Source organism: Pseudomonas sp. GW821-FHT09H03, assembly GCF_059415945.1.
Genome location: NZ_JBWKOF010000005.1, coordinates 289,655 through 301,888 on the forward strand (window position 1 = coordinate 289,655; position 12,234 = coordinate 301,888).

At 56.8% G+C, this 12,234-nt stretch carries 7 protein-coding genes, 1 tRNA gene and 1 pseudogene; 5 read left to right on the forward strand and 4 right to left on the reverse strand.

Annotation, left to right across the window (positions count from 1 at the left end; genetic code table 11):
• Together AC07OG_RS09535 and AC07OG_RS09540 are read right to left on the reverse strand one after the other, a co-directional pair.
• The gene (locus AC07OG_RS09535; protein ID WP_495066917.1) at positions 1-2,517 is read right to left on the reverse strand and encodes an autotransporter family protein; all 2,517 of its coding nucleotides are present in this window, start codon (positions 2,515-2,517) and stop codon (positions 1-3) included.
• A gap of 180 nt (positions 2,518-2,697) precedes the next feature.
• Positions 2,698-2,823, reverse strand: a pseudogene (locus tag AC07OG_RS09540) (ESPR-type extended signal peptide-containing protein); the annotation flags it as partial.
• Positions 2,824-3,998: 1,175 nt separating this feature from the next.
• Between AC07OG_RS09540 and AC07OG_RS09545 the strand changes: the two are divergent.
• Entirely contained in the window at positions 3,999-4,199 is a 201-nt protein-coding gene (locus AC07OG_RS09545; RefSeq protein WP_495066864.1) for a hypothetical protein, read from the forward strand.
• Between the two features lie 379 nt (positions 4,200-4,578).
• On the opposite strand, the gene AC07OG_RS09550 is transcribed toward AC07OG_RS09545, so the two are convergent.
• Positions 4,579-4,791: a hypothetical protein gene (locus AC07OG_RS09550; protein WP_495066918.1), complete on the reverse strand. Its 213-nt coding sequence runs from the start codon at positions 4,789-4,791 to the stop codon at positions 4,579-4,581.
• Between the two features lie 417 nt (positions 4,792-5,208).
• Here AC07OG_RS09550 and AC07OG_RS09555 point away from each other — a divergent pair, with 417 nt between their 5' ends.
• The 4 genes from AC07OG_RS09555 (at position 5,209) to AC07OG_RS09570 (ending at position 11,248) form a co-directional block, all read left to right on the forward strand.
• Positions 5,209-8,943 (forward strand): beta strand repeat-containing protein, encoded by a 3,735-nt coding sequence (locus AC07OG_RS09555; protein ID WP_495066865.1) that lies wholly within the window; start codon positions 5,209-5,211, stop codon positions 8,941-8,943.
• Positions 8,944-9,386: 443 nt separating this feature from the next.
• A tRNA-Leu gene (locus tag AC07OG_RS09560) sits at positions 9,387-9,473 on the forward strand.
• A gap of 508 nt (positions 9,474-9,981) precedes the next feature.
• Complete coding sequence (locus AC07OG_RS09565) at positions 9,982-10,338, forward strand: hypothetical protein (RefSeq protein WP_495066866.1); 357 nt, start codon at positions 9,982-9,984, stop codon at positions 10,336-10,338.
• 91 nt (positions 10,339-10,429) lie between these two features.
• On the forward strand, positions 10,430-11,248 hold the full coding sequence (locus AC07OG_RS09570; RefSeq protein ID WP_495066867.1) for a MarC family protein: 819 nt from the start codon (positions 10,430-10,432) through the stop codon (positions 11,246-11,248).
• A gap of 108 nt (positions 11,249-11,356) precedes the next feature.
• Here AC07OG_RS09570 and AC07OG_RS09575 read toward each other — a convergent pair whose 3' ends face one another.
• Positions 11,357-12,151, reverse strand: a complete 795-nt coding sequence (locus tag AC07OG_RS09575; RefSeq protein WP_495066919.1) for a transporter — start codon at positions 12,149-12,151, stop codon at positions 11,357-11,359.
• Positions 12,152-12,234 lie beyond the last annotated feature (83 nt).

Consider the following 12,234-nt stretch of genomic DNA (forward strand, 5'->3'; position numbering starts at 1 on the left):
TCAGAAGTTCCAACGCACCTGCACATCACCGGTATTGGCGGTGTAACCACTCGCCGCTTCCAGGGTGTACTTCGCCGACACACTCAGCGCGCTGCTTTTCAGCAGGGTCACGCCGAAGGTCAGTACGCCAGTGTCGTCCACCGGCTTGGCGCCCAGGCTGCTGAAGCTGGTGGCCCCGGCCGTGTCAGCGGCAAAGTTGGCGACCGACTGCAGACGCGTGTCCTGGTACTCATGACGCCAGGCCAACTGCGCAGACGGCACGACGTTGCCGTATTCGGTTGCGTAGGCGTGCTCAAGCTTGGTGCCCAGGTCGCTTTTCAGCGAATGGGTGCTGGCGGAATCCACATGCAGTGCCGCGCCGTTGCCGCCTTTTTCGGTATAGCTGTCTTCCTCCAGGGTGCTGTAGGTCAGGCCAGCAATCGGCGTCAGCACCGTGTGGTTGCCGAGATCGAACGGGTAACCAACCTGGGCCGATGCAATGTACTGCATCCCGTCGTGGTTGCCTTTGGCCACGCCATTGAAGCCAGGGAAGCTGATTTCACGCTGGGTGTCGTATTGGTGCTGGATGGCCCCCATCGACAGGTCCAGGTACCACGGGTTGGCGGTGTAGCTGGCATAGCCGAACAGACCATAGGACTTCACGTCGGCCGAACTGCCGCTGTTATCGCCGTCGCTATTGACCGTTGTTTGGGTGTAGCTGAACAGGCCACCAGCCTGCCAGCTATCGTTGACCGCACCGTCGGCACCGATCAGCATGCCGCCGTAATGGCTGTGATAACCGGCGATATTATCGCTCTCGCTCAGGCGCGAAGTGCCACCGAAAGCCTGGCCCCAAAGCCCGGAATTGCTGGTGCCTTCACCCGTCGCGATACCGCTGCCGCCGATGATGCCGTTCTGTGCGGTGCGCATCCCGTCGAGGTGCGCCATGGCGACATTGAGCACTTGCACCGTGGACTCGGTGGACGCTTGAGTCGCGGCAGACGCGGTCGCCGCGGGGCTCAACTGCGCACCGGCCTTGTTACCTTCAGCCGAAGAGCCAAGGGCAGCACCGGCGTTGAACAGGTTCATCAATGACGCATCGTAGCCGTTGTAGTTGAACAGCCCGGAGAGCGTTGCGATCCCGGTAGTGGTGGTCGCGTAGTTAAGCGGGCCGGGGGACGCGAAGACAGGCGGCGTTGGCGTGACGACCGGCGGTGACGTGACGGCAGGCGGCGTTGGTGTGACGACCGGCGGTGGCGTGACGGCAGGCGGCGTTGGTGTGACGACCGGCGGTGGCGTGACGGCAGGCGGCGTTGGTGTGACGACCGGCGGCGGCGTGACGGCAGGCGGCGTTGGTGTGACGACCGGCGGTGGCGTGACGGCAGGCGGCGTTGGTGTGACAACCGGCGGCGGTGGCGTGACGTCAGGCGGTGTTGGTGTGACGTCAGGCGGCGGTGGCGTAACGTCGGGCGGCGGTGGTGTGAGGTCGGTTGACGTAGCGCTGCCCACTGTGACCAACAAATTGGTATTGCTGCCGCTGTCTACACTGATGCCGGAGGCGTTGTAGCCCGCTACATTGTACTTGAGGCTGCTGGCGTTATATTCAGTGCCAGGGGTGGCCGCCTGAATCACCAGGTAACGTTGACCCTGGGCAAAGCCGTAGCTGCCCGTTTGTTGCAGGCCTACCGTGGAGCCCGCCTCGATGTTCGCAGCCCCGGACACCACCAGGCGGCCATAGCCGCTGTCAGTGCTGGTATCGCCAGTGGTCACGGCGTTGCCGGCTACGCCGAGGATCAGGCTGGCATCGGCGCCCTGGTGGTAATTACCGGTGATATTGATCGTATTGTTGACCTGCAGGACTCCGGTCGCATCATTGGTGACGCTATGAGTACCGCCGACGTCGATGTGGTCATTGAGCAACTGGTTACCAGGGCCAAACACCACGTTCGAGCTGGTGTTGCTGATCAGGCTGATGTTGTCTGCCCCCGCGTCCAATCTGGTGCCGGTCAGCGTGCCGAACTGCGAGCCGGCGCCACCGTTGATGGTCAGGTCCTGCGTCGCGTTATTGAGGATCTGACCGGCGATGGTACCGGTGTTGGTAAGGGTGCCAAGTGAGGCGGAGGAGCTGTTATAAATAGCGGTATTTCCGCTGATAACCCCACCGTTGTTCAGTGCATCGATGCTGCCACCGTTGTAAATGCCTGTGCCGTTGCCGGAGATAGTGCCACTGTTACTGAGCGTACCGATGGTTCGAACGTTGTAAATGCCTACCCACGTGCCAGCAATAGTGCCGGCGGCATTGTTGTTCAGGGTGGTAATGGCGGCGTCGTTGTTGTAAATACCAAACTCACCTTTAATAGTACCTGCGTTGGTCAGCGTACCGATTGTGCCCAGGTTCACAATGCCAAGGGTTTGGCTAGAGATGGTGCCATTGTTGGTGAGCGTACCGATACTGCCCAGGTTAAAAATGCCTGTGCTTCCAGAGATGCTGCCATTGTTGGTGAGCGTATCGATACTGCCGTTGTTAGAAAGGCCCATCATTCCGCCAGAGATAGTGCCATTGTTAGTGAACGTATCGATAATGCTATCTTGAAAGTAATTTATGGGGGAGTGTGCGCCAGAGATGGTGACGTCAGAGGACGTCGCCCACACTGAAGAGGCAATCCCCAACGACAGCAAGGCAAGGGGCCAGGCTACTGTTTTAGCGCGACGTTTCGACGAGCGAGTGCCCGAGCCGGTGACGGCGACAGAGCCGCCACACGCCTTTGACTTGGCAACTTCGGAAACGACTTGCGGCGCTCCCAACGTACTATTCCATACCAACCGATAAATGGCCTTGTTCATGCGTGCCCTATGTCTTGTTAATTTTTTACTGAATTTAAAGAGTTTTGATTCCGCGCGTTTGTGCTGGAGTGTTGCCAGAAAATATCATTGCTAAACGAATAACATCACAATTCTCGTGCTCTTCTTACCGTTCTACGTCGGCATAGTTAAGAGCTGCCGCAGTAACGCATTTCCTTGACAAAACCACTCTGAAATGAATTGAAACACCTTCGGCCGAGCGATGAAAAACGGTGAGAAATGATGAGATTCCTCCTTTAGCGCTGGCCCTGGCTTCTTTTTCACGTAAGCGGCCAGGGGGGAGTCACCTTCCGAAATCCATCATCAAGGGAGACGGTTTCCGCTTTTTGTAAGCGAACTCGATTGTCCTGACGTCTGGATCTTAATGCCCCAACGAAGCTCATACGAGAAACGCTTCAAGGCCTAGGGTGTTCAGATGCTCCTGCAAGCGGGTGCAACTCTGTAAGGCGGATACTTAAACTACGCCATTGCCTAATGGCATAAAGGCACGCGTTGATAGTTAGCGTTCTGTGAGTGGGTGGCGTAAATGCTAGTCATGTTTTTATAATTAAGAGGTCCGGCGTCATATTGGTCTGTCCGTTGCGAAGTAATTTGCTGATGATGATATTGAACTCAATTATGGCCGGTTGGTCAGTGATCTAATTGGTATGCATGAAGTGGTACTAGGTGGATTGTATCGCTAGCCATGAAAGTGTGAGTGTTGATGTGGATATCAGCTGTTCTGATGGATGTCGTGTTTACGAGCCGTGGTTGGCCAGTTTTGACGTTTCATGAGAATATTAATGCGGTAAGTTTATGGTGTGGTTAACCATTCAAGTCCGTCCCGCCCGGAAACACCGTTTCGTGCTGTCGGGGTATATGAAAAAGGTAAATCTATTGGTCTGCCCTGGCAGTTATTGAATTCATCATGTGAGTAATCGCTCGCGAGCGTGGTCGCGAGACTACAGGAGGTTTTTTAGTGGTTCGCAACTGCATAAGTTGGATTATGTTCGGTCGACAGGACGCCAGCAGATAGGGTGGTTATGCCGATTTGGCATGGTGGAATCAAACCGCCGATTGGATCAATTAAGGAACCCGCGGGCGAGTGAAATGGAGCAGTTGCTTCCCGTAGGTGGCAATCGGCATAGCCGAGCAAAATGCACTCGTGGCTTACTCGAATGGAACTCAAGATACTAATTGGAGAGATAGATGCTTCATCTCGCATAGTTTTTTTTCACGGCTTAATCGGCCCACTCAAGGACACCGTCCTGATGGAGGGGGCGAAGTCTATGCAAATGCTTGCTCCTGACATGCTTGGCTACGGCTCGTTGGCAGAAGTCGATCCGGAAATGATTAGCCTGGAGGCTCAGGTCGAGTAGCTTCATAAGGAAATGAATGCAGTCTCTGCACCACATGACCGCTGGTATCTCGTAGGACACTAGCTCGGTGGTGATGCTTGAGGATGCCCACCAATTTTCGTCCGCAATCACCTTCATCATCGAAAAAAACTAAAGCCACTCTAGATCGCCAGTAGCCTAAAGGCTGCTGGCGATCTGTTGTTAAGGTGTCTGGCCATCACTGCAAAACGCGTGATTTTCCTTCGTCGAGATGACTTCGCAAGACGCTTACTGCATAAGCGTAAAAAAGCGGGTGCTTTGCCACTCTCGGAAGCGGTTGTATTCGTTTAAAAACAATAGGTTAGGCTGCTGCAGTCGCCAATAAGGGGGGCTAAGAGCCTAGCTTACCAATCAATTGTTTTCACTCAGGCGCCATCATCATCGCGAGCGCCATCTTGATGAACTCTTCGTTGTGGTCGATCGCTTCCAGGGCGCCGCGCACGTTTCCGGCTACGTCGGCCAAGCCGCGCTGCTCGACCCAGAGAGTCAGCTCCATGATGGCGGCTTCCAGGGCGAGCTGGTTTTCGTTGAGCTTGTACAGCAGGGAAGGGAGCAGGTCTGAGTTTCCACTAATAAACAACCCCCGTAGATTAACGTCTACGGGTTTTATTGGATTCGAAAAAGTCAAGTGTTCAGCAACTGGCGGACTGCTTTCTATCCCTCAGGCTTACTCAGCTAGCCAAAAGCGTAGGCCACTGCCTCCATCAATACCGTTCCGACGTATCCCCGCCAGCAAAGCGGCCTTGATGGCAGTAATTTGCCTGGCATTGCGCAAATCTATTGTTGCAACACATCTCATACGAGACGACGATTGGGCAAGCGCGATGGCAAATGGCTACATATAATGGGCACCACTCTATTTGCACGCTGACCTGCGCGGCTTCGACAAATTTCGATGAGATGCCTGGTGGTATTACCCGCCTGTCATTGATGACAACGAACAATATGGCCGCGTGGGATGCCACTTGCTGCCCTGATTAAAGGAAAAAACATGGGCGTGATAAGCGGCACTACGAACAACGATGTTCTGGTCGGGACAAGTGAGGCCGACAGTATTTTTGGCCTGGCGGGGGATGACATTCTGGACGGCGGTGTAGGGCTGGACACGCTGGACGGCGGCAGCGGGGATGACACTTATATTCTCGACAAGATCCCCGAACTGAAGCCCGGCTTTACCGATGTATCCGGGCTTTTGATTACCGGCGTCATGGACCTCATGTATGTATGGGGTTCTACTCCACCGCCAATCAACGCTATCTTGTTTGGCGAAGGACTGTATTGGGGCGAAGCCAGCTACCGGTCCCGTGGCAGCAGTGAGGCCACCCATTGGGTTTCCTTTGAGTCTGCGGGGGCATTAGCCTCCCCAAAGGGCGTCGGCGACAGCTATTTTTACAACTATCACGTAGACCAGGACCAAATCGTAGACAGCGGCGGTACCGATCTAGTCAAGTCCAGCCTGGACAGCTACACCCTGGGCAGCACCCTGGAAAACCTGGAACTCACCGGCAGCAAAAATATCAACGGCGACGGTAACGACCTTAACAACCGGCTGACCGGCAACAGCGGCAAGAATACCCTGATGGGCTACGGCGGCGACGATATCCTGGACGGAGGTACGGGTATCGACACCATGCGGGGCGGTGATGGAGATGACACCTATTACGTCGACAATGTCGGCGATGTGGTCAGCGAAACCAGCACAGGCGGCGTTGATCTGGTCGCGACCTCCCTCGACAGGTACGTGCTCGGTGCCAATATCGAGAGTGGCCGCACGCTCTCGACCGGGGCCACCAACATGGCCGGCAACGCGCTCGACAATGTGCTCTACGCGGGTAGCGGCGACAATGGTCTCCACGGCAGCACAGGCTTCGATACCGTTTCATATGAAGATGCGGGCGCAGTCACCATCAATCTGGCCGTCACCGTAGCGCAAGACACCGGCGGCTCTGGCGTGGACACCCTGGGCGGCTTCGAGGCGGTGATTGGAAGTCGCTTCAACGACACCCTGATCGGTAACGCGCAAGACAATACCCTGGATGGCAACGCCGGCAGTGATCTCGTCAAGGGAGAAGGCGGCAACGATACCCTGATGGCTGAAGGCGGATATTCGGCGACGCTGGAGTCGATAGAGTACGAGAAGACATACGATGAATATGGCAATCTGACCGGCGGCTTTGATTATTGGTTCTACCTCGGCGAAACCCTCGACGGTGGTACCGGCAACGATTTCGTCAGTTATGCCAATGCCCAATCGAGCGTGATCGTCGACCTGGAAGGCGGCTTGGGGTATGCAACGGGAGTCATTGCCCTGCTTGACAACAGGCATGCTTCGGACGCCGGCGGGGACGTCATCAACAACATTGCACGAACCCCCGCGGACTTTGCCGACCAGTTGTTGAATATCGAGAACATCATCGGCAGCAGTTTCAATGATGTTCTGTATGGCGATAATGGGGCCAATGTGCTCAGCGGCAGGTCGGGTGCGGACACGTTGATCGGCGGACGCGGCAACGACACCTACTTCGTTGACAATGCCGGCGATGTCGTTCGCGAAACCGACGTGACGCTCAGCAGCGGTGGAAGCGATACGGTGCATAGCTCTCTTGGCGCCTACACTCTCGGCGCCAATGTCGAGAACGGTCGCATCCTCGCCGCCGGGGTCGCCGCCCTGACGGGCAACAGCCTCGGCAACACCCTTTATGCCGGAGCTGGCAACAATGTGCTCAATGGCAGTACCGGCGTTGACACGGCCTCCTACGTTTATGCCGCCAGCGCCGTCACCGTCAGCCTGGCCGTGACCACGGCCCAGGCAACCGCAGGATCAGGCACAGACACCCTGATCGCCATCGAAAACCTTACAGGCTCCAACTACGACGACAAGCTCACGGGCAACGCTGCCGCCAACCTGCTGAACGGTGGCGCCGGCAACGACGTTTTGAATGGCGGCGCAGGGCTCGACAGGATGACGGGCGGTGAGGGTGCAGACACCTACTACGTCAGCAGCGCCGACGACGTCGTGATTGAAACAAATGCCACCGCCAGCACTGGCGGCATCGACACGGTCTATAGCTATCTAGGCACCTACACCCTCGGTGCCAATGTGGAGGACGGTCGCATCCTTGCCACCGGGGTCGCCGCGATTGCGGGCAACAGCCTTAACAACACCCTCTATGCCGCAGCTGGCAACAACGTCCTCAATGGCAGTACTGGCGCTGACACCGCCTCCTACCTCTATGCCGGCAGCGCAGTCACCGTCAGCCTGGCAGTGACCACGGCCCAGGCCACCGGCGGATCAGGCACCGACACCCTGATCGCCATCGAAAACCTCAACGGCTCCAACTACAACGACAACCTCACAGGTAATGCCGCCGGCAACCTGCTCAATGGTGGCGCCGGCAATGACGTATTGAATGGCGGCGCAGGCCTCGACAGGATGACGGGCGGTGAGGGTTCTGATACCTACTATGTCAGCAGCGCCGGCGACGTCGTGATTGAAACCAATGCGACAGTCAGCACCGGTGGCAGCGACACGGTCTACACCTATCTCGACGCCTATACCCTGGGCGCCAATGTCGAGAACGGTCGCCTTCTCGCCACCGGGGTTGCCGCCCTCACGGGCAACAGCCTCCACAACACCCTGTTTGCCGCGGCCGGTAACAACGTCCTCAATGGCAGCACCGGCATCGACACGGCGTCCTACGCCTATGCCGGAAGCGCGGTCAGCGTCAGCCTGGCCGTGACCGCAGCCCAGGCCACCGGCGGATCAGGCTCCGACACCCTGGCAGCCATCGAAAACCTCACCGGCTCCAACTACAACGACAAGCTCACGGGTGACGCCGCCGCCAACCTGCTCAATGGTGGCGCCGGCAATGATGTTTTGAACGGTGGCGCAGGCCTCGACCGGATGACGGGCGGTGATGGTTCAGACACCTACTACGTCGACAACACTGGCGACGTCGTTACGGAAACCAATGCGACGGCCAGCATTGGCGGCAGCGACACGGTCTACAGCTCTTTGAGCGTCTACACGCTTGGCGCCAATGTCGAGCATGGTCGCGTCGTCACGACCGGGGCCGGGATCCTTACGGGCAACAGCCTCGACAACACCCTCTATTCCGGGGCTGGCAGCAACGTGCTCGATGGCAGCACCGGCGTCGATACGGCCTCCTACGTCTATTCGGGCAGCGCAGTCACCGCCAGCCTGGCTGTGACCACGGCCCAGAATACCGGTGGATCAGGTTCCGATATCCTGCTGGGCATCGAAAACCTCACCGGCTCCAACTACAACGATAAGCTCACGGGAAACGCCGTCGCCAACCTGCTTAGCGGTGGTGTTGGCAATGACACTCTGCTGGGCGAGGGCGGGAACGACACCTTGATCGGCAGTACAGGCAAGGATGTTCTAACCGGTGGTATCGGAAACGATATCTTCGATTTCAACGCCCTCGCCGAAACGGGGCTGACCAGCTCCACCTGGGACATCATCACCGACTTCACCCGAGGAGCCGACAAGATAGATCTGTCGACACTGGATGCCAACACGGCGACGCTCGCCAATGACGCCTTCAACTCGGTCATCGGCAGTACAGCCGCCTTCAGCACAGCCGGGCAGTTGAAGGTTGCAGGGGGCGTGCTGTATGGCAATACCGATGTGGACAGCGCCGCCGAGTTCGCCATCCAGATCGTCGGCACCAGCAGTCTGACGACGGCGGACTTCATGCTTTGACTCGCGGGGGAGAGCGCTAAATCCAGCATCTTGCATGTTGGTACTTAGTGAATCCCCCTTGATGCTCTCCGCGCCACTAGAGGGTGGCAGTGGCTGAGGATTCAACCTGTCGAACGCGATCACGTGGGCAGCAGGCCTTTTAAAATCAGTAGCTTGCGCAATGTACGGTATGCTAACCTACTGATCTGCTTGACTTTGTTGGTGGGCTACATAGCAACCTGTGTCGGATCGTTCCGGCCTCGGCCTCCACTCATAAACAAGCTCCGTAGATCCATGATTTACGGAGCTTTTTATTTGCAATGCCTTGCAAGAATTAGTCTTGAAAAGGATCTTTGCGAACTTGCTTCACCGGGGTGGTATGTATATATTCCCACCTCTGCTGCACAAGCGTCAGGACTACCAGTTGCTAATCGACTGAATTCAGACGACTTCACCGCGCTACCGCCCGAATGGCGAAACTGGTAGACGCATGGGACTTAAAATCCCCCGCTCGTAAGGGCGTGCCGGTTCGATTCCGGCTTCGGGCACCAACGATCATTTTCAGGTGATATCAAAATCCCCCGAAAGCCAACAAAAGGCCCGCCTAGAGCGGGCTTTTTGTTTTCTATGGTTTTCGAAATTGCCCTAGCGAGCCCAAAGTTTTGGGGGCAGATTTGGGGGCATGGCCGTTCGGCCATCTCGCATGCCCCCAAAATGGTGTTCCATGGCCCTGAAAGTCACGCCCCTGAGCGATTCCGCTCTCAAAGCAGCCATGCCGAAGGACAAGTCTTACAAGCTTATAAGGCTCATTGGCAGGTCACACTTCCAGGTTTCCGATTTTTCTCGATGGTCGGTGAGCCGTGTACCTATGCAGAAGCCCAAAGCTTCGTAAATGCCATTTGGCCAGAAGGAGAGGTGACGCCGTGACCGACGGCCAGTTGCTGCACGGTGTATGACCGCCCTACATCGATACGACAGTCATGGGCACCTTCGTTTGTTGAAAAATGCGTGTTCCGACGATGTTCCTAACCACGGGAATAGCGGAGGGACCGGAAAATAGTGGTTACTCCCACCGTTTTCCGTGTCGCCCTCAAAAATCAGCTTCCAGCTAAACAGGCTGGACCCAGCATTACCGCCGTCGCACGCTCCTCGACCGATATGGTGTTCGTGATTCCCCGTGTGTTCAAGGATGACACGCCCGCCGACACCGAGGCCGTGCAGCCGCTGTTCAACCGGGTGGTCATGTACCCCTTGAGTCAGTTCGACGGCAAGATGAAAACCGTGGACTACGCCAAGCTTCCGCATTTCCCTGCTCCGGCGGGCAGCGGCGGCGAGACCAAATGGGTGAGGCCGGCGAGCTATTACGAGGATCTCGCGGACGTGTTGAAACGCGTGCCGCCGCTACCGGGCGAATAAACCCTGTACGGCTGGATTCGTTCGGTGTGGGAGGCCGCGGCGAGCAATCCCGAGACCAAGCAACAGCTGGTGGACACCTTCGCCAGGGCCGATGCCGACCTGGTCGACCCCTTGTTCCACTTTCGCTACAACGGCCGGCCCATCGGTCGCGGCTGGACCGCACCGGCCAACGCGTCACAGTGGGGCACCGACTACCTCAACCGTACCGCCATCTCCAAGTCGAGCATGTACCAGAATACGCCCGAGGAGACGCAGTACCAATTCAAGGGAAACTACAGCCAGGGGCAACCCCTCGACGGCAATCATCAATCCACTTCAGGCCATTCCGTTATTCCTTGGTCTGCTGCAAGACAAAGACGCTATCGAACGGCGTCGAGTTGCGCGCAAGGCTTGCCTCTACGCGCTACTGCTGATGTTTTTCTTTTTGATCTTCGGCAACCTGCTGCTGCGCCTGTTCGAGGTTCCATTGAGTATGATTCGGGTGGTCGGTGGGCTGATCCTGATGCGCATCGGCTTCGAGCTTTTCGCCCCCTCGCCCAATAGCAACCTGATTCCAAGCGCTGGCAAAGGTGACCAGGACGTATCCTTCATACCCATGGCCATGCCTATCATGTTCGGCCCCGGCGCTATTGCTACCTTGATCGGCTTGACCAGCACCATAAAAGATTCCGAGCGCGCCATACTGTCCTTCGCCGTGGTGGCGTTGGCGATCTGTGCCGTTATGTTCACCACCTACCTTTCTTTGGCTTACGCCAATGTCATCCTGAAAAAGATTGGCCCGCAAGGCATTGACGCGGCGACCCGCATCGTCGGCTTCTTCGTTTCGGCGATGGGCGTCGGTCTGATTTTCCACGGGACGGTGGAGTTTCTTCAGTCGTATGGAGTGCTGCTTAACGGGGTAGCAAAGTAAGGCAACGCCTTGCGCAGCGAATGGCCAGACTTCAAGAACGAGCGTTCGCATGTCCTCTAAGCCAATGCAGTAGCGGTGAAAAAGAAATGATTCTGGCCTGAATTAGATCTACTTGGGAAACAACAGCGTGAACGCTACCCGAAATCCCCAGCCTTCAGCACCGTCTTTCGGGCTGTCAGCCCAGTAGCGCGGTCCGGCCTGCAGGCTCATGGGTTGATGACCCACTTTGAACAACTGGGTCACAAACAGATTGATCGGCACCGACCATTCGCGGGTTTGCCAGTCGTAGGTGGACTCGGTGTTGATGCCAAAAGTTGTGTAGGTATGGGTGGTGTAGCTGAAGAACGGTTGCATGAACGTCTGGTTGATCTTGTCCTTCTCGTCGGGTGGGCTGCTTTCCACCGACCAGATGTGGTTGGCCAGAATACCGCGAGTCCAGCCATGGCTTTGTTTAAGCGCCACCACCGTAGGCCCGGCACCCCATTGTTCAGCGCTCAGCAGGTCATCACTGCCTGTCGGCACCAAAATCACCGGGCCGGCCCCCAGGATCCAGCCGCTGGCGGTGGGTTCCTTGGGTGAAAAGAAGAAGCTCTGAGTGATATCACCGATACCGGATTTGTCGGCTTGCCCGCCGGGTACCAGGCCATGTTGGTCAATGACCGGCAGGATTGTTCGGGAAATCAGGTTCCATTTCTCGTTGATGCTAAAAGGCAACACAGGCTGGATATTGGTGACGCTTTGATAACCCTCTCCGCTGGGCCCGAGCTTCTGGTTCCAGTTGTATTGAATGGGCACGCTGTAGAGCGCCGCCACCGGGTTTAGCGATTGCTTGGCCAATTCCGCCTGGCTGTCGGCGGAGAACCCGAGGTGGGGCCAAATAGTTGCCAATGCCATGACGGGCATGAATTGAAGAGCTTTATTCATTCGCACACCTTTGCGATTTCCCAAACATGAACTACCACTTAGTGGTCTGTCACCGGCTCCGT

Excerpts from the sequence above, each read along its gene's own strand:
- AC07OG_RS09545 (WP_495066864.1), top strand. The coding sequence starts at position 3,999 with ATGGAACTCAAGATACTAATTGGAGAGATAGATGCTTCATCTCGCATA.
- AC07OG_RS09555 (WP_495066865.1), top strand. The coding sequence starts at position 5,209 with ATGGGCGTGATAAGCGGCACTACGAACAACGATGTTCTGGTCGGGACA.
- AC07OG_RS09575 (WP_495066919.1), bottom strand. The coding sequence starts at position 12,151 with ATGCCCGTCATGGCATTGGCAACTATTTGGCCCCACCTCGGGTTCTCC.
- AC07OG_RS09535 (WP_495066917.1), bottom strand. The coding sequence starts at position 2,517 with ATGGGCCTTTCTAACAACGGCAGTATCGATACGCTCACCAACAATGGC.
- AC07OG_RS09570 (WP_495066867.1), top strand. The coding sequence starts at position 10,430 with ATGCCGACCTGGTCGACCCCTTGTTCCACTTTCGCTACAACGGCCGGC.